The organism is Rhodococcus sp. SORGH_AS_0301 (genome assembly GCF_030818285.1).
Lineage (GTDB): Bacteria > Actinomycetota > Actinomycetes > Mycobacteriales > Mycobacteriaceae > Rhodococcoides.
Genome location: NZ_JAUTAC010000002.1, coordinates 4026872 through 4043709, shown reverse-complemented (window position 1 = coordinate 4043709; position 16838 = coordinate 4026872). Strand labels below are relative to the sequence as shown.

Below are 16838 nucleotides of genomic sequence, written 5' to 3'. Positions count from 1 at the left end.
GGTCATGAGCTGAGAACCCGGTCGATCGCCGCGACGGCGTCGGCCAACGCCTCCTCCGTCACGGTCAGCGCGGGACGGAACCGGACGCTGCGCGAGCCGCACCCCAGCATGATCACCCGCTCGTCGACGAGGAGCCGCGTGATCAGTCGATCGCGAGTCGCGGTGTCCGGCAGTGAGAACGCCCGGAACAGGCCGCGTCCCCGCACGTCGGAGATCGACGGGTGACGCACCGCGAGTGCGTCGAGAGCGGCGCCGAGGATCGCGCCCCTCTCCGCGGCGCGGGCGATGAGGCCGTCGCGTTCGATCACCTCGAGGATCCGCCGTGCCCGCACCATGTCGGCCAGGCCGCCGCCCCACGTCGAGTTGATCCGGGATCCGACCTCGAAGACGTTGTCGCGCACCATGTCCACGCGGCGGCCCGCCATGATGCCGCACACCTGGGTCTTCTTGCCGAAGGCGAGGACGTCGGGTTCGACGCCCAGCTGCTGGTGCGCCCACGCGGTGCCGGTGATGCCCGCCCCGGACTGGACCTCGTCGACGACGAACAATGCGTCGAACTCGTGGCACAGAGCCTGCAGCCCGAGGAGGAACGACGGTCGGAAGTGATGGTCGCCGCCCTCGCCCTGGATCGGCTCGACGATGGCGGCGGCGATGTCGTCGGGGAACGACTCGAACGCGGCCCGCGCAGCGGCCAGTGAGCGCGCCTCGAGAGCGTCCATGTCCGCGCCCTCGCGCAGGTACGGCGACGGGATGCGGGGCCAGTCGAACTTCGGGAAACGCGCGACCTTGATCGGATCCGTGTTGGTGAGCGACATGGTGTAGCCCGACCGGCCGTGGAAGGCGTGCTCGAGGTGCAGGATCCGTCCGCCCAGTGCCGGGTCGAGACCGCGGGACTCGTTCAACCGGCTCTTCCAGTCGAAGGCCACCTTCAGGGCGTTCTCGACGGCGAGCGCACCGCCCTCGACGAAGAAGAGGTGGGGTAGTTCGGGGATGCCGAGCACGCGCGCGAAGGTCGCGACGAAGCGGGCCATCGGCTCGGAGTAGAGGTCGGAGTTGCTCGGCTTGTGCAGCGCGGCCGTCAGCAGATCCGCCCGGAACTCGTCGTCGCGGGCGAGAGACGGATGGTTCATCCCGAGCGCGTTCGAGGCGAAGAACGTGAACATGTCGAGATAGGACGCACCGGTCCGCGCATCGACGAGTGTGGAGCCGTGCGACCGCTCGAGGTCGAGAACCAAGTCGAAGCCGTCGGCCAGGATGTGGCGCGACAGCACGTCGTGGACCGACTCCGGCGCACCGGCGGGAACGGGGGTGGTGGGCCGCGATGGCAGTACCTGCGTCATGAAGGCGAAAGTACGCGATAAAATACTGTCAAACAACATCGGAGCCGGAATAAATCCTGTCACGACCATCGGAGACAATGAATCCATGACATCGACCGTCGACCTGTCCGCCCGTACGTCCGAGCTGCTCGCCGCAGTCGGGGCCGCGCCGCTCGACCACGACTCCGGCCTGGCCGCGACCAGCCCGATCACCGGTGCGGTGCTGGGCCACGTGCCGCTCACGAGCGACGTGGACGCGGTGATCGCCGCAGCCGCGGACGCCTACCGGTCGTGGTCTCTCGTTCCCGCGCCGGTACGCGGCGGTCTGGTGCGTGAGCTGGGTGAACTGCTCCGCGAACACAAGGACGCACTCGGTGAGCTGGTGTCCATCGAGGCCGGCAAGATCGTCAGCGAGGGCCTCGGCGAGGTCCAGGAGATGATCGACATCTGCGACTTCGGCGTCGGACTGTCCCGCCAGCTCTACGGCAACACCATCGCCACCGAGCGGCCCGGCCACCGGATGATGGAGCAGTGGCACCCACTCGGAGTCGTCGCCGTGATCACGGCCTTCAACTTCCCGGTCGCGGTGTGGTCGTGGAACACCGTGCTCGCCCTCGTCGCCGGCGACACGGTGGTGTGGAAGCCGTCGGAGAAGACGCCCGTCACCGCGGTGGCCGTGCAGGCGCTGTTCGAGGAAGCCGCACGCCGTGCCGGGGTGTCGCCGGCGGTGGCGCAACTCGTCGTCGGTGACCGTGCCGTCGGTGAGACCCTCGTCGACGATCCGCGCATCGCCCTGGTCTCCGCCACCGGATCGACCCGCATGGGCCGCGAGGTGGGCCCCCGCGTCGCGGCACGGTTCGGCCGCGTGCTCCTCGAACTCGGCGGCAACAACGCCGCGATCGTCTGTCCGAGCGCCGATCTCGACCTCACCGTCCGCGGCCTGGTGTTCTCCGCGGCCGGCACGGCCGGTCAACGGTGCACGTCCCTGCGCCGCGTCATCGTGCACGAGTCCGTCGCCGACACCCTCGTCGACCGACTGGGTACCGCGTACTCGTCGTTGCCCGTCGGGTCGCCGCTCGACTCGTCGACGCTGGTCGGACCGCTGATCGACGAGGCCGCGCACGACGGGTACGCCGACGCGTTGGAGCTCGCGCGGAAGGACGGCGGCACCGTCGTCGCGGGTGGTGAGCGGGTGCGAGTGGCGGGCGCCGAGGACGGTGTCTACGTCCAGCCGGCCATCGTGCGGATGCCCGCTCAGACCGACGTGGTGCGCCGTGAGACGTTCGCGCCCATTCTGTACGTCATGACCTACAGCGATCTGGACGAGGCCATCGCCCTCCACAACGACGTACCGCAGGGGCTGTCGTCGTCGATCTTCACGACCGACCTGCGCGAGGCGGAACGCTTCCTGTCGGCGGCAGGGTCGGACTGCGGCATCGCGAACGTGAACATCGGCCCGTCGGGCGCGGAGATCGGCGGCGCGTTCGGCGGCGAGAAGGAGACCGGTGGCGGGCGCGAATCGGGCAGTGACGCCTGGAAGTCCTACATGCGACGCACCACCAACACGGTCAACTACAGCTCGGAGCTGCCGCTCGCCCAGGGGGTGACGTTCCTGTGACTGCGGGAAGGCCGGAGGCCGGCCGGGATCATGCGGGAAGGCCGGAGGCCGGCCGGGATCACGCGGGAAGGCCGGAGGCCGGCCGGGATCACGCGGGAAGGCCGGAGGACGGCCGGGATCACAGCAGCGATCGAACGGTCGAGATCCGCGACGAGGTGATCAGGCTGGGGCAGTTCCTCAAGCTGGCCGACCTCATCGAGTCGGGGTCCGAGGCGAAGGCCGTCATCGCGGACGGTCTCGTCGAAGTCAACGGTGAGACCGAACTGCGCCGAGGACGTCAGCTCCGTGCGGGCGACACCGTCACCGTCGGCGGGGTGTCCGCCCGCGTCGCTCAGGCCTGAGCTGCCGGTCAGCCCTGAGGCGGGAGGGGTTGCGCCGCGACGACGACACCGTCGTCGTCGCTGTAGACGAACTCGCCGGGGATGAAGGTGACTCCGCCGAACTCGACTGTGACGTTCTTCTCACCCGACCCTGTCTGCGTGCTCTTGCGCGGGTTGGTTCCCAGCGCCTTCACCCCGATGGCGAGAGTCGTCAGGATGGCCGAGTCGCGCACGGCACCGTTGACGATGACGCCCGCCCACCCGTTGTCCACACCGCGCCCGGCGATGATGTCGCCGACGAGGGCGGTGTGGACACTCGCGTCGCCGTCGACCACCAGGACTCCGCCGTTGCCGGGCTCCGACAATGTCTGCTTGACCAGCAAGTTGTCCTGAAAGCAGCGAATGGTGGTGATGGGTCCGCAGAACTCCCGCACGGCCCCGAGCTGACGGAACTGCGTGTCGCAGCTCCGGATGTCCGGCCCGATGGTGTCGGCGAGATCGGCGGTCGCGATGAAGGTGCTCATGGCGTCACAGGCTAGCGGCAGTCCTGCGGCACGTCGGGTCACGCTGTCGGGGACACCCGCCGGGGCGGCGGTTGGTGCGTCGGCGGTTCGGTCCCTCGAGGTCGATTGGACGGTGCAGGTCGGGGGAACCCGCACGTCATGAGTACAAGTCACGACGGCAACGACGGTCACACCGGTGACGAGACTGCGCGCGACGCCACCCGAGAGGACCACCCCATGTCCGGCCAGAACCCCGATCCCGCAGAGACTGCAGGACTCGAACCCGGTGGCAGCATCGTGCCGGGTGACACGCCGCCGGACTCCACGTCGGCCGCGGGTCCCAATCATGAACCGCCCCAGCGCACTCGGACACCCGCGATCGTGTTCCTGGTCGCGGTCGGCGTCGTCGTGGTGCTGATCGTCCTCGGTGTCGTGGGCAGGATCGCGGGCCTCGTCTAGAGCCCCCGACAGAACTGACGACGGAGCACGTGGCCTCTCGGCCTCGTGCTCCGTCCGTGTGTCAGGCCCCGTTCTCGCGGGCGTTCGCTCCGACGACGGCGACGATCCACTCCGCCAGCCCGGCGGCCCGCCCGTCGTAGTGCGCGCGGAACCGCTCGTCGGCGGTGTACATCCCGGCCACGCAGACATGCATCGCGTGATCGCAGTCGTAGAAACGGTCGATCGACGCTCGGTGGCGTTCCGCGAGGACGTCGGCCTCGTCCGAACCGGGCTCCACGCCGCGGAGCATCGCTGCAGCGAGATCAGCCTCGAGTTGTTCGGTGTCGGCCTTGATCGCACGCCAGTCGTCGGCCGACATCGCGGCGGTGCGCTCCGTGCTCTGTGCCCACGCATCGGTGGTTCCCCAGCGCTCGCGGGCCTCGTCCTCGTACTTCTCGCCGGCCCAGTCGTCGCCCCAGATCTCACGCTGCTCGGCCGGGGTCAGGTTCGTACCCATCGTCTTCCTCTCGATCACGGTGTCCACGGCGTTCGCCATGGCTGTCAGGTGAGCGATGCGCCGGTCGAGCAGGGTGCGCTGCCGTCGGAGATGCTCGAGCGCGTCCGCGGCGGGATCGTCGAGTATCTCCTTGATCTCGGTCAGCGGGAACCCGAGTTCGCGATAGGTCAGCACGGAGTACAGGCGCTCCACGTCCTGCGAGGAGTAGGTGCGGTATCCCGCAGGAGACCTGCCGCCGGGCACCACCAGCCCCACCGCGTCGTAGTGGTGCAGGGTGCGCACGCTGACGTCTGCCAGCGCGGCGACCTGTCCCACGGTCAGTGCATCGTTCACACCGGTCACTGTCCTGCCTCCCGTTGCGTGAGGGTCAAGCACAATCTTGGCCCGATCCGCCGAGGCGTCCGGTCGGGGGCTGTGTCCGAACGCACTCCTGGCGTACCGTGTCGATACCGACGGTGTATCCGTCAACCGTCGTCACACTCATCCGCCACTGGGAGATACGCATGTCAGCGCCGACCGCAGACACGTTCACACGACTCGTCGCCCTCGCCTCGGTCGCACCGGGCCGGGAGACCAAGCCCGTCATCGAGGTGTTCACCGGCCGCGAGATGGCGACCATCCCCGTCGGCACCCGCGACGACGTGCTGGCGGCGAACGACAAGGTCCGCGCAGCCCAGAAGCGGTGGGCGACGACGTCCATCGCAGATCGAGCGAAGATCCTCCACAAGTATCGCGACCTCGTGTTGAAGCACCGGGCGTCGCTCATCGACCTGGCGCAGGCAGAGACCGGGAAGTCCCGGTCCGCCGCCCAGGAGGAGGTCCTCGACATCGCGATGACGGCGCGGCACTACGCGCGGGTCTCCGGCGAACTGCTGAAGAGCAAGCGCGTCAAGGGCATGCTTCCCGTGCTGACCAAGACGCAGGTCAACTACCAGCCCAAAGGCATCGTCGGCATCATCTCGCCGTGGAACTACCCGATGACCCTCGCGGTGTCCGATGCCATCCCGGCTCTGATGGCCGGCAACGGCATCGTGCTGAAGCCGGACAGCCAGACGCCGTACTGCGCGCTCGCATGTGTCGAACTGCTCTACCAGGCCGGTCTGCCCCGTGACCTCTTCGCCGTGGTTCCCGGCCCCGGATCGGTGGTGGGCACCGCCATCGTCGACACCTCCGACTACCTGATGTTCACGGGTTCCACCGCCACCGGCCAGCTTCTCGCCGAGCAGACCGGTCGGCGACTCATCGGGTTCTCCGCCGAGCTCGGCGGCAAGAACGCCATGATCGTCGCCGCCGGCGCCAAGATCCCCGAGGTGGTCGACGCGGCCGTCCGTGCCTGCTTCTCCAACTCCGGTCAGCTCTGCATCTCCATCGAGCGCATCTACGTCGAGAAGTCGATCGCCGACAAGTTCACCGCCGCGTTCGGTGAGCGGGTGCGCCGCATGACGCTGGCCGCCACGTACGAGTTCGGGGTCGAGATGGGCAGCCTCATCTCGGAGGACCAGGTCAAGGCCATCTCGAACCACGTGGACGATGCGAGGGTGAAGGGTGCGACCGTGGTCGCCGGCGGCAAGGCACGCCCCGACATCGGCCCGCTGTTCTACGAGCCCACCGTGCTCACCGGCGTGACCGACGACATGGAGTGCTGGGGAGCCGAGACGTTCGGTCCCCTCGTCTCCATCTACCCCGTCGCCAGTGTCGACGAGGCTGTCGAGCGGGCCAACGCCACCGAGTACGGACTGAACGCCAGCGTGTGGGCGAAGACGAAGGCGCAGGGCGAGGCCATCGCCGCGCGACTGCACGCCGGCACCGTGAACGTGGACGAGGGGTACGCGCCGACCTGGGGAAGCACCGGTGCGCCGATGGGCGGCATGGGTGTCTCGGGCGTCGGTCGTCGACACGGACCGGACGGCGTCCTGAAGTACACCGAGTCGCAGACCGTCTCCACGACGCGCCTGATCAACCTCGGCGGACGACGGCTGCCTCCGAAGCTCTGGGCGAAGACGTTGCCGATCTTCATCCGGGCGCTGAAGTACGTGCCGGGACGGTAGCGGCGCGCATCCCGTAGAATCGGGCGAAACACCCGCAGCGACTAGAGGACGAATGGACAGCGACAAACCCGGGCCGGTCATGGCCCCCCTCGTATCGACCGATGCGACCAGGGCGGTGACCGGCACATGAGCGAGTTGTTGACGCTTCTCCTCGGTATCGTCGTCGTCGTCGGAATCACCGCCGGCACAGGCTATTTCGTGGCCCAGGAATTCGCCTACATGACCGTGGACCGGTCGAGGCTCGAAGCGCGCTCGAAAGCGGGTGACACCGTCGCCGCGCGCACCCTGGCCGTCACGAAGCGCACGTCCTTCATGCTCTCGGGCGCTCAGTTGGGCATCACCGTCACCGGCCTGCTCGTCGGTAACTTCGCCGAGCCGCTCATCGGACAGTCCCTCGGGACTCTGCTCGGCGGCGTCGGCATTCCGAGCGGTGTCGGACTCGCCGTCGGTGCGGTGACGGCGCTGGTGGTGTCGACGTTCGTGCAGATGCTCTTCGGCGAGCTGTTCCCCAAGAACTTCGCCATCGCCCGCCCCGAACCCGTCGCGCGATGGCTCTCGCTGTCGACGACGATCTACCTCAAGCTGTTCGGCTGGCTCATCCGTATCTTCGACGCCTCGTCCAACGCGCTGCTGAAGGCGCTGAAGATCGAGCCGGTCCACGACGTCGAGCACTCGGCGACCCCGCGCGACCTCGAACACATCGTGGCCGAGAGCCGGGGCACCGGTGACCTGCCCGAGGAGCTGTCCACACTGCTCGACCGCATCCTCGACTTCCCCACCCAGACCACGGGTCACGCGATGATCCCCCGCGCGAAGGTGGCGACGGTGCGCTCCGACTCCACCATCGCCGAGGTGCGCGCCCTCATGAGCGTCGAGCACTCGCGGTATCCGGTGCTCCATGCCGACGACTCGATCGAGGGCGTCGTGCACCTGCGCGACGTGCTCGCCACCGACCTGCCCGGCGACACACCGGTCGCCGTGCTGTCCCGCGACGCACTGGTGCTCCCCGAGACCCAGATGCTCCCCGACGCCATGGGGGAGCTGCGCGCGTCGAAGAACCAACTCGCCTGCGTCATCGACGAATACGGCTCCTTCACCGGTGTCGTCACCATCGAGGACCTGGCCGAGGAGCTCGTCGGCGAGATCACCGACGAGCACGACGACGCCGACGGCGCGGAACCCGTGCCCGGCGACGACGGTGTGTGGACGGTGGCCGGCGACGTCCACCTCGACGAGGTGGAACGTGCTCTGGACCGCGAACTTCCGGAGGGTGACATCGAGACCATCGCCGGACTGGCCATAAGCGTCCACGGATCGCTTCCCGAGGTCGGCGACGTCATCGAACTGGAGCTGCCCATCGACCCCGGTGACCTCGCGACCGACGCCGAACCGCCCCGACGGTTCCTCGTCATGAGGATTCAGGAGATCGACAACCACGTGCCGTCGTCGGTCACGCTCGAGGTCGTCGAGCGTGGCGGGAAGGCCGGAGGCCGGCCTGAATCAGACACGGCCTCGAATGATTCCACCGCGGTCGAGACGGAGAGTGCGCTGTGAGCAACCCCCTGGTGTTCCTCGTCGTCACCGTCGGCCTGATCGCGCTCAGCGCCTTCTTCGTCGCCGTCGAGTTCGCGCTCCTCGCCGCCAAGCGGCACCGGCTCGAGGACGCGGCGGCCGACTCGCGGTCGGCGCGCGCCGCGCTCCGCAGTTCCACCGAGCTCACGGTGCTGCTCGCCGGCTCGCAGCTGGGTATCACGTTGTGCACGTTGGCACTCGGTGCGTTCACCAAGCCCGCCGTGCACTACTGGCTCCGGCCGCTGTTCGAGTCACTCGGTCTGCCCTACTGGGCATCCGACGTGCTCGGCTTCGTCCTGGCCCTGATCATCGTGACCTTCCTGCACCTGGTCGTCGGCGAGATGGCGCCGAAGTCGTGGGCCATCGCGCATCCCGAGAAGTCGGCGACGATGCTCGCGATCCCGATGCGTGTCTTCATGTTCTTCACCCGCCCGATCCTGGTGTCGCTCAACGGGATGGCGAATGCACTGCTGCGCCGGGCCGGTGTGGAGCCGGCCGATCAGGTGATGTCGGGCCAGAACCCGGACGATCTCGAGCAGCTGGTCGCGCACTCGGTGAGTGTCGGATCGCTGGACAAGGGCTACTCGGATCAGATCTCGAGTGCGCTGGAACTGCAGAAGCTCACGGTGGCGGACCTCGTGCGCATCGATTCCGAGCCCACCGCGGTGGCGACGACGGCGACGGTCGCCGACGTGCGGGCGGCGTCGCTGCGCACGGGCCATCTGCGCATCCTCGTGCGGGACGGCGCCGACGTGATCGGTCTGGTCCACGTGCGGGACACGTTGCAGGCGGAGGACTCCCGCTCGGTGGACGACTTCGTGCGACCGGCCTTCGAGCTCGACGCCGCCGCGCCCGTGTACGTCGCGCTCGCGGAGATGCGGGAGACCCGCAACCATCTCGCGGTGGTGCGCGACGGCGGTGCGGTGGTCGGTGTCATCACCATGTCGGACGTGCTCGTCCGGTTGTTGCCCAGCGCGGACCCGCTGCCCGCGTGATCAGGCCGTGGCCGCCAGTGCGGCGGCCACGCCGAACGCCACGGCCATCGCCGCGGTCTCGACGACGGCACGCCGCGTCGAGACCGTGGCGTGCGTGGTGTGGGCACCGATGACGCTCACCCACGTGCGCCGTCGCCACCACCCGCCGATCACCAGGGCGACCAGCAGGACCGACTTGAGCAGGATCAGCCGCCCGTAGTCGGTGTCGACCAGGGCGGTCACCGAGGTGAGCCGCACGGCGGCGTTGACGACACCGGTGACGGCGACGGCGACCACACACCACAGCGCGGCCGCCGAGTAGCGCGGGAGCAGATCCGCCCAGGCGGTCCGTGACCGCAGGGTCACCGCCATCGCGACCAGCAGCCCGAGCCACACCGATGCCGCCACGACGTGCACGGCGACGAGCAGCGCGCCGACGGCGTGCTGCGCCATGTGGCCGGTCATCGGGCGAGCGATGAGGGCGACGGCGGTGGGTACGACGACGACGATGCCGGAGACTTCCAGATCGGTGCGGAGGGCAGTGGCCGCCAGCACGGCCATCGCGAGCGCGACGACCACGACCGCGGAGCCGATCCGGCCGTTCGCGATGTTCTGGACGTAGTCGGTGAACGTGCCGAGCGACACCGCGGTGGCGCTGACGGCATCGGACCGCGCCGCCCCCAGCACCAGCAGCGTGACCTCGGAGACTGCCCAGCACGCGGCCGCGACGAGGGCGCCGCGCCACGCGAGGTGGTCGTCGACGTGCCGGGAATCGCGGGCCCACAGGATCAGCAGACCGAACCCGAGCACCACGGCACCGGCGACGTCGGCACCGGTCCGCACGAAGGAGTCGAGCGGAAGGTCGGAGGGCGCCAGTACGAGGGCGGCGATCACTCCGAGCAGTGCAGCCGGAACGACGGCGAGCGGTGACCACCGCGCCGTCGTCGTTCCGGCCACGACTCAGTTCTTCTTCCGCAGAGCGAACGCGAGACCGCCGAGGAACACCACCGCGGCGGCGACCAGGAACGGCCAGAGCGGCACACCGCCCCCCGACTCGGTCGAGGACGCGCCGGCGTCGGCCGCGGGACCGGGGGTCCCGGTGCCGGCCGTCGTCAGCTCGAATGTCCGCGTACCGCTCACGGGGTGGCCGTCGGCGGACGTGACCCGGAACGCGATGGTGTATGTGCCCGTCGGCCCGAGCTCTCGGAGGTCCACCGCGACGGTGGAACCCGACACGCGCGGGTCACCGTCGGACCAGAGGTTGCCGTCGGGACCGACGACGGTCAGCGAGGCGAACTGCGACTGCACTGCCTCGTTGAACGTCACCGTCGCCTCCGCCGGACCCTGATCGACGGAACTCTCGTTCTCGGGGGAGCTGGACACCACCACCGAGTGCGCGGACGCCGTCGAGGTGCCGAGCAGCAGCGCCGCGGCGAGGGCGAGCAGCAGAGCGAGGAACCGTCTCACGAGCGTCGACTCCGTACCGTGGCGCCGATCCCGAGTGCGGCACCGAGTGCTCCGAGAACCAGGCCGATCCCGCCGAGCCACCGGGCCGTGGTGTCGGACGACGACGCGGCGGCCTCAGTGGTCGAGGACGCTGACGACACCGTGGGGCTGCTGTGATGATCGCCGCTACTCGCCGCGAGTTCCAGTGTGGGAGCCGGCAGTTCGGGCTCGGTACCGTCCTCCGGTGTCGGCTGGTCCCAGTTCACGACCTCGCCGTCACTGTAGGTCTGGCGGGCCGGGAAGGACACGCTCTCCTCCTCCGGCAGGGGGCCGGCCGAGAGCTGGAACTGCTCGAACTGTCCGGGCCCGACACCGGGGTTGCCGGGATCCGCCGTCCAGGTGACCGAGGTGGCCAGTTCGTCCGCCGAGCGTTCGACGACGGCCGTCCAGCCGGGCATGGGCTGCGTGCGGGCCGAGGTGAGGCCGGGCAGCTGGACGGTGACGGAGGTGGTGGACGCCGCCTCCGACTCGGTCGGCACCCGGAAGGTGAGAACGCCGTATCCACCCTGTGCCGCGTCCGGAGCGGACACGACGACGTGGGCGGACGCCAGTCCTGCGGAGGCGAGGAGGGCGGCGGCGGTGAGGACACTCGTGCCCAGGGCACGCGTGGAGAAGCTGGTCATGACAGATGTCTTCCGTTCAGGTGAGGGAGTACCGCGGTGTGAGTGGCTGCACGAGCACCTGCGGTGGTCCTCTCCTGGAGACGGCGGACAGAACGGGTACGGGAACGGGCCGATCGAGCGGCGCGGTGGCGGTGACGGGTCGGGGGCGACGCGGCGGCGAGAACGTGAGCTGCGGTGCGCGCAGCACCGACGTGATCGCGGCGAACAGCCGCTCCGACGAGGCGACCAGGACTGCGCCGACACCGACGGCGACGGCGTGCGCCGCGAGCATCGACGCGTCGAGCGGGTGGGCGTGTTCCGCGACGGCGGCCAGTGCTTCGTGCGCGACGACCTGTCCTCCCACGAGCCACAGGAGGATCGGGAGGGGGCCGGTCCGGGCGGTCCCGACACCGGCGGCGAGCACGCCCGCACCGATCGCGACGGCGAGCAGCAGGGAGAGAGCGGACGAGGTGGGCACGCCACCACCGCCGACACCGTGCGCGGCGACGGCGAGCGTGGCCGTGAGTGCTCCCACGGCACCACCACGCCACACGCGCGTGCGCTCGGTCCCCATCGTCGACTCAGGCAGGGATCAGCGCACGCCGAGGCGCGCGAGGATGTCGGCCTCGATGCCGTCGAGCTCGTCGGAGATGGCGCCGTGAGCCAGCTTGCGGCGCGACGGCGGCATCTGCTCGGCGGCGTGCACCGCGGTGGTGAGCTCGGTCAGGCGCGACCGGATCGCGTCGGCGAAGGCGCCCGTCTCGGCGTCCTGGTGCGACGCGGCGACCTCGGCGACGGAGCGCTCGGCACCGACGATGCGAGCGCTGAGCTTCGCACCGTGTCCGGTGTACTGGCCGAGCTCCTTCACGTCGACGCCGATGCGGCCGGCCCGGTACTGGTCGAGCTGACCCCGCAGGAGGGTCGCCGCGCGGTACGCGATCGGCACGAGGACGGGGGCCAGGACGCGACCGATGCCGACGTACTTGCGCACCTTCGCCGCGTTGATCTTGCCTTCGCGCGCGGCCTTCTCCCGTGCGGCCAGGGTCCTGATGTGCGCCTGATCCACCTTCTGTTGGCTGGTCAGCGCCTTGGCGTCGTTCTTCGCCAGCTTCTTCAGATGCTTGCGCTCGTTCCGGGCGGTGTACTTCGCCTCGAGGCCCGCCTTGTGGCGCAGGGCCTTGGCCTCGGCCTTCCGGGTCGCACGGCGAGAACGCTTCTTGCGCAGAGCCATGGTGTACGTGCCCCTATCGTGTCCGACTACGTCGCCAGAACGCTCCGACCGGATGACCGACGAGCGCCTGAATGCCTGCCGCCAGCCTATCGGTCCGCTCCGGGTGCGCTGCATCCGCGTGAGGTGTCGGCCCGTGGATCTACGCTGCGAGAATGTCCCACGTCGTGCCGCCCCCCGCTCCGGCGTCCGGCCCCTCCGTGCTGATCGACGCGTCGTCGCTCACCCGGTGCCGCCACCGCGTGTATCTCGACACCGCCTACCGCTCTCTGCTCGTCGACACCGCGGAGGACGCGGGGGTGCAGATGCGCCGGGAGGCGGCCGCCGCGTACCGAGCCGAGATCCGGGACACCCTGGTCGCCGCGGATCCGCAGTCGTGGGTGGTGGTCTCCCCGTCGATGTCCCGCTCGATGCAGGTCCGCGCCACCCGCGCGGCGTGCGAGTCCGGTGTCGAGCGCATCTGGAACGCGACCTTCGCCGACGACGAGGACGCCGGTCGGCGTGGCCGGTGCGACATGCTGGTGCGCGATCCGGACGACGGGTACATCCCGGTACTGGTGGTCAACCACAAGGTCACCGATCCGGGAAGCGGCGCGGTGACCACGCCGTTCACGTCGTGGGCCCCCGCTCTCGATCCCACGCGCAAGGTGCGACCGCAGTTACGGGACCAGTTGGCGGCCGTGCACGTGCATCGGCTCCTGGGCCGCATCGGTCAGGCCGGTGTGTCGGCGCGAGCCGGTGTCATCGGCTTCGGTGCCGAGGTGATGCTCGTGCACGATCTGACGGCGGTCGAGGCGGAGTACGACACGCGCTTCGGTGACCGACTGGCCATCGCGTCGGGCTCGGTCGTCACGTCGCCGTCGAAGGTGTCGGAATGTCGGTCCTGTCCGTGGTGGTCCGAGTGCGGGGAGACCCTGCGGCGCACGCGGGACGTCTCGCTGGTGGCGGCGGGGTCGCGAGCGGACGCCCTGCGGTCCGCGGGCATCGTCACCATCGACGACCTGGCGGACTGGACGGGCGGCGTGCCCGACGAGTGGCCGCACGGCGACTTCGACGAGACGGTCGTCATCGCCCGTGCATGGATCGCCGACCTGCCTCTCGTCCGGCGCCGCGACACCGTGACGGTCCAGCGGGCGGACGTAGAGGTGGACGTCGACATGGAGAGCTACCAGGAGCACGGCGCCTACATGTGGGGAACGCTCCTCGACCGGCGGGACGGTGCCGAGCCGCAGTACCGCGCCTTCGTGACGTGGGAACCGGTTCCCACGATGGACGAGGCGCGCTCGTTCGGCGAGTTCTGGTCCTGGATGCAGGGCGTGCGTGCGGACGCGCACGCGGAGGGCCTGACGTTCGCGGCCTACTGCTACTCGCGCGCCGCCGAGGACAAATGGCTGCTGGGATCCGCGCGGCGGTTCGCCGGCATGCCCGGTGTCCCCACCGAGGCCGAGGTGCGGGAGTTCATCGACGGGCCGGACTGGGTCGACATCTACATCGCGGTGTCCCAGAACTTCGTGTGTCCGTCGGGCAAGGGCCTCAAGAAGGTCGCACCGGTCGCGGGCTTCCACTGGCGGGACGACGAGGCGGGCGGCGAGGCGTCGATGGCCTGGTACCGCCGCGCGGTGGGATACGACGGAGACGTCGACGCGTCGCAACGCACGCGGTTGCTCGAGTACAACGAGGACGACGTGCAGGCCACCCGCGCGCTGCGGGTCTGGATGGACGGGGCGGCCGCGCGGGAGATTCCGACTGCGGACGAGCTCGGCGGGATTTCCTCTGTAACGAAGTGAAACGCTCGCCATCGCTACCAGTCGGGGGTTGGCAGCGACGACGAGCGTCTCGAGCTGTGATTCGTCCCAGTACCCGGTGTGGATGGGTGGTGACGAAAAACTTTTTTTCGAGCAGTTACCGCGGTGCCATCCGGAGTGCGCCGTCCATGCGGATGGTCTCGCCGTTGAGGTAGTCGTGCTCGACGATCATCTGTGCGAGCTGCGCGTACTCGGTGGGCTGAGCGAGTCGGGACGGGAACGGGACGCCCGCCTCGAGGCCGGCGCGGTATTCCGGGGTGACGCCGGCGAGCATCGGGGTGTCGACGATGCCGGGGGCGATGGTGTTGACGCGGATGCCCACCTGCGCGAGGTCGCGCGCCGCGGGGACGGTCATGCCGTGCACGCCGCCCTTGGACGCGGAGTAGGCGATCTGACCGATCTGGCCCTCGAACGCGGCCACCGACGCGGTGTTGATGATGACGCCGCGCTGTCCGGCCTCGTCGACGGTCGGCAGCGTCTGCATGTGATCGGCCGCCAGACGCATGACGTTGAAGGTGCCGAGCAGGTTGATGGTGATGACCGTGCGGAAGAGCTCGAGATCGTGCACGCCCTTCTTGGACAGGATGCGTCCCGCCCAGCCCACGCCGGCGCAGTTCACGACGATGCGCAGCGGGACGCCGGCCTCGCCGATCTGTGCGAGGGCGGCCCGTACCTCCTCGTCGCTGGTGACGTCGGCGGCGATGAGCGTCACGCCGTCCGGTACGGAGTCACCGGCCTTGTCGATGGACTGCTGCAGGTCGAGGCCGAAGACGGTGACGCCGTTGTCGGCGAACCGCTTCGCCGTGGCCGCGCCGAGCCCCGATGCGCCGCCGGTGACCAATGCCGCTGTTCCCGCGATCTCCACTGCCGTGTCCTCTCGTCGGACGGCCGACTCGGTTACCGGCCGCTCACTGAAACGAACCCTAGTCGGTGGGTGCAGACTCGGGACATGACGTTCCCCGGTTCGGCAGACGAGGTCCATGTCCGGCGTTGTGTCGCGCTCGCGCGCGAGGCACTCGACGCCGGTGACGAGCCGTTCGGGTCGGTGTTGGTCGACGCGGACGGTCAGGTGCTCTTCGAGGACCGCAATCGCGTGGGCGGCGGGGACTCGACGCGCCATCCCGAGTTCACGATCGTGGAGTGGGCCGTGCGGAACCTGACGGCCGACGAGCGCGCCCGGACCACGGTGTACACATCGGGGGAGCACTGCCCGATGTGTTTCGGCGGCGCACGCGTGGGTGGGGCTCGGCGACATCGTCGTCGCGGTGACGAGTGCTCAGCTCACCGCGTGGCGGTCGGAGTGGGGTCTGGAGCCGGGCCCTGTCGCCGCGCTGCCCATCGGCGACGTGGCGCCGCGGATCCGGGTGCGGGGGCCCGTACCGGAGGTCAGCGCGGAGATGCGGTCACTTCATCGTCGGAATGCCGGTCTGCCGTCGGACGAGTGAGAGTCCAGCTCGTCGCCGCGATACCGAGGGCGAGGACCACGGCTGCGGCGATCAGTCCGACGGGTGTGCCGGGAAGCAGCCCCTCGAGGATCAGCCACACGCCGAAGACGAAGAACAGGGTCGCGGCACCGAGGGTGATGAGCCGCTCGGGCAGGTGCTTGCCCAGGGTCGCGCCGATGACGATGGCCAGAGCGTCGGCGGCGACCATGCCCAGCGTCGAGCCGATCCACACGCCGACCCAGTCGTTGTCGGAGGCGAGCGTGACGGTGGCCAACATCGTCTTGTCGCCGAGCTCGGCGAGGAAGAAGGCGGACGCGACGGCGATGAAGGCGGACTTCGTCACCCGGTCGGCCTTCGTCTTCTCCTCGTCGTCGAGCGAATCGCCGCGCAGCGTCCACAGGCCGAAGACCAGGAACGCGACGCCGCCGACGATGCCGATCAGGTGCGTGGGCAGCGCGACACCGAGGTAGTGGCCCACGGCGACGGAGACGAGGTGGACGAGCGTCGTGGCGACCGTGATGCCGCCGATGACGACCCACCAGCGGTACTTCAGGGCGAACGTCATGGCCATCAGCTGGGATTTGTCACCGAGTTCGGCGACGAAGATGACTCCGAAGCTGAGCAGCAGGGCGGCGAGCACGTCGAACCTCCAGGACAGGGCGCGTCGGCCGACACGAGGGGAGAACCTGGCCGACGCTCGGTGCAGCGCACCGTGCGGTCATCGGGACCGGTGCGGGAAGGCCGGAGGCCGGCCGGTCGACGAAAGGTCTCGCCCACCTGCTGCCACGTGGGTGGCAGCTCGGTTCACCGAGCCGGGAGCGCTCCGGCGAACCGGTGCGCGCCAGTATGTCGACTGGATGATCGGGGGCTACTCCCCTTCGCTGATCTCCACGCTAAAGCCCTGGTCAGGCTTCTGCAACTTCGACAAACCTGTTCGGCTACC

The 16838-nt window shown here is 69.4% G+C and carries 17 protein-coding genes and 1 pseudogene; 8 read left to right on the top strand and 10 right to left on the bottom strand.

The window, feature by feature from the left end:
• Window positions 1-2 precede the first annotated feature (2 nt).
• The gene (gene lat / locus QE397_RS19775) at window positions 3-1340 is read right to left on the bottom strand and encodes an L-lysine 6-transaminase (RefSeq protein ID WP_307096866.1); all 1338 of its coding nucleotides are present in this window, start codon (window positions 1338-1340) and stop codon (window positions 3-5) included.
• Window positions 1341-1425: 85 nt separating this feature from the next.
• On the opposite strand from lat, the gene QE397_RS19770 reads away from it, so the two are divergent.
• Window positions 1426-2937 (top strand): aldehyde dehydrogenase family protein, encoded by a 1512-nt coding sequence (locus QE397_RS19770; protein WP_222632527.1) that lies wholly within the window; start codon window positions 1426-1428, stop codon window positions 2935-2937.
• Between the two features lie 143 nt (window positions 2938-3080).
• Window positions 3081-3278, top strand: a complete 198-nt coding sequence (locus tag QE397_RS19765; protein WP_027505902.1) for an RNA-binding S4 domain-containing protein — start codon at window positions 3081-3083, stop codon at window positions 3276-3278.
• Between the two features lie 8 nt (window positions 3279-3286).
• Here QE397_RS19765 and rraA read toward each other — a convergent pair whose 3' ends face one another.
• Window positions 3287-3781, bottom strand: a complete 495-nt coding sequence (gene rraA, locus QE397_RS19760; RefSeq protein WP_056440786.1) for a ribonuclease E activity regulator RraA — start codon at window positions 3779-3781, stop codon at window positions 3287-3289.
• 138 nt (window positions 3782-3919) lie between these two features.
• Here rraA and QE397_RS19755 point away from each other — a divergent pair, with 138 nt between their 5' ends.
• Window positions 3920-4219: a DUF6480 family protein gene (locus QE397_RS19755; RefSeq protein WP_231476342.1), complete on the top strand. Its 300-nt coding sequence runs from the start codon at window positions 3920-3922 to the stop codon at window positions 4217-4219.
• Window positions 4220-4280: 61 nt separating this feature from the next.
• Here the strand turns inward: QE397_RS19755 and QE397_RS19750 are convergent, their stop codons facing one another.
• Window positions 4281-5048: a MerR family transcriptional regulator gene (locus QE397_RS19750; RefSeq protein WP_027505899.1), complete on the bottom strand. Its 768-nt coding sequence runs from the start codon at window positions 5046-5048 to the stop codon at window positions 4281-4283.
• 170 nt (window positions 5049-5218) lie between these two features.
• Here QE397_RS19750 and QE397_RS19745 point away from each other — a divergent pair, with 170 nt between their 5' ends.
• The 3 genes from QE397_RS19745 (at window position 5219) to QE397_RS19735 (ending at window position 9330) form a co-directional block, all read left to right on the top strand.
• Window positions 5219-6763, top strand: a complete 1545-nt coding sequence (locus QE397_RS19745) for a succinic semialdehyde dehydrogenase (protein ID WP_056442105.1) — start codon at window positions 5219-5221, stop codon at window positions 6761-6763.
• A 126-nt stretch (window positions 6764-6889) separates the two neighbouring features.
• Entirely contained in the window at window positions 6890-8317 is a 1428-nt protein-coding gene (locus QE397_RS19740) for a hemolysin family protein (protein ID WP_027505897.1), read from the top strand.
• Window positions 8314-9330 carry a CNNM domain-containing protein gene (locus QE397_RS19735; protein WP_200933782.1) on the top strand — a complete coding sequence of 339 codons (1017 nt, stop codon included), beginning with the start codon at window positions 8314-8316 and terminating at the stop codon, window positions 9328-9330. The genes QE397_RS19740 and QE397_RS19735 overlap by 4 nt, the downstream gene beginning before the upstream one ends.
• Here the strand turns inward: QE397_RS19735 and QE397_RS19730 are convergent, their stop codons facing one another.
• Genes QE397_RS19730 through QE397_RS19710 form a run of 5 tightly spaced genes read right to left on the bottom strand, consistent with a single transcriptional unit; the run spans window position 9331 to window position 12648 of the window.
• On the bottom strand, window positions 9331-10266 hold the full coding sequence (locus QE397_RS19730; RefSeq protein WP_307096857.1) for a CopD family protein: 936 nt from the start codon (window positions 10264-10266) through the stop codon (window positions 9331-9333).
• Between the two features lie 3 nt (window positions 10267-10269).
• Entirely contained in the window at window positions 10270-10776 is a 507-nt protein-coding gene (locus QE397_RS19725; RefSeq protein ID WP_307096855.1) for a copper resistance CopC family protein, read from the bottom strand.
• The gene (locus QE397_RS19720; RefSeq protein ID WP_027505893.1) at window positions 10773-11438 is read right to left on the bottom strand and encodes a YcnI family protein; all 666 of its coding nucleotides are present in this window, start codon (window positions 11436-11438) and stop codon (window positions 10773-10775) included. The genes QE397_RS19725 and QE397_RS19720 overlap by 4 nt, the downstream gene beginning before the upstream one ends.
• A gap of 16 nt (window positions 11439-11454) precedes the next feature.
• On the bottom strand, window positions 11455-11952 hold the full coding sequence (locus QE397_RS19715; RefSeq protein ID WP_222632535.1) for a hypothetical protein: 498 nt from the start codon (window positions 11950-11952) through the stop codon (window positions 11455-11457).
• Between the two features lie 57 nt (window positions 11953-12009).
• Window positions 12010-12648: a DUF6474 family protein gene (locus tag QE397_RS19710; protein ID WP_027505892.1), complete on the bottom strand. Its 639-nt coding sequence runs from the start codon at window positions 12646-12648 to the stop codon at window positions 12010-12012.
• A 152-nt stretch (window positions 12649-12800) separates the two neighbouring features.
• Between QE397_RS19710 and QE397_RS19705 the strand changes: the two genes are divergently transcribed.
• On the top strand, window positions 12801-14432 hold the full coding sequence (locus QE397_RS19705) for a TM0106 family RecB-like putative nuclease (protein WP_307096852.1): 1632 nt from the start codon (window positions 12801-12803) through the stop codon (window positions 14430-14432).
• A gap of 115 nt (window positions 14433-14547) precedes the next feature.
• On the opposite strand, the gene QE397_RS19700 is transcribed toward QE397_RS19705, so the two are convergent.
• On the bottom strand, window positions 14548-15315 hold the full coding sequence (locus QE397_RS19700; RefSeq protein ID WP_222629296.1) for an SDR family NAD(P)-dependent oxidoreductase: 768 nt from the start codon (window positions 15313-15315) through the stop codon (window positions 14548-14550).
• Between the two features lie 84 nt (window positions 15316-15399).
• Here QE397_RS19700 and QE397_RS19695 point away from each other — a divergent pair.
• A pseudogene (locus QE397_RS19695) lies at window positions 15400-15895 on the top strand (nucleoside deaminase).
• Here the strand turns inward: QE397_RS19695 and QE397_RS19690 are convergent.
• Window positions 15837-16535 carry a TMEM165/GDT1 family protein gene (locus QE397_RS19690; protein WP_222632541.1) on the bottom strand — a complete coding sequence of 233 codons (699 nt, stop codon included), beginning with the start codon at window positions 16533-16535 and terminating at the stop codon, window positions 15837-15839. The pseudogene QE397_RS19695 and the gene QE397_RS19690 overlap by 59 nt on opposite strands.
• Window positions 16536-16838 lie beyond the last annotated feature (303 nt).

Coding starts and splice junctions, on each gene's coding strand:
- lat (WP_307096866.1), bottom strand. CDS start 1,340: ATGACGCAGGTACTGCCATCGCGGCCCACCACCCCCGTTCCCGCCGGT.
- QE397_RS19770 (WP_222632527.1), top strand. CDS start 1,426: ATGACATCGACCGTCGACCTGTCCGCCCGTACGTCCGAGCTGCTCGCC.
- rraA (WP_056440786.1), bottom strand. CDS start 3,781: ATGAGCACCTTCATCGCGACCGCCGATCTCGCCGACACCATCGGGCCG.
- QE397_RS19755 (WP_231476342.1), top strand. CDS start 3,920: ATGAGTACAAGTCACGACGGCAACGACGGTCACACCGGTGACGAGACT.
- QE397_RS19745 (WP_056442105.1), top strand. CDS start 5,219: ATGTCAGCGCCGACCGCAGACACGTTCACACGACTCGTCGCCCTCGCC.
- QE397_RS19740 (WP_027505897.1), top strand. CDS start 6,890: ATGAGCGAGTTGTTGACGCTTCTCCTCGGTATCGTCGTCGTCGTCGGA.
- QE397_RS19720 (WP_027505893.1), bottom strand. CDS start 11,438: ATGACCAGCTTCTCCACGCGTGCCCTGGGCACGAGTGTCCTCACCGCC.
- QE397_RS19710 (WP_027505892.1), bottom strand. CDS start 12,648: ATGGCTCTGCGCAAGAAGCGTTCTCGCCGTGCGACCCGGAAGGCCGAG.
- QE397_RS19705 (WP_307096852.1), top strand. CDS start 12,801: ATGTCCCACGTCGTGCCGCCCCCCGCTCCGGCGTCCGGCCCCTCCGTG.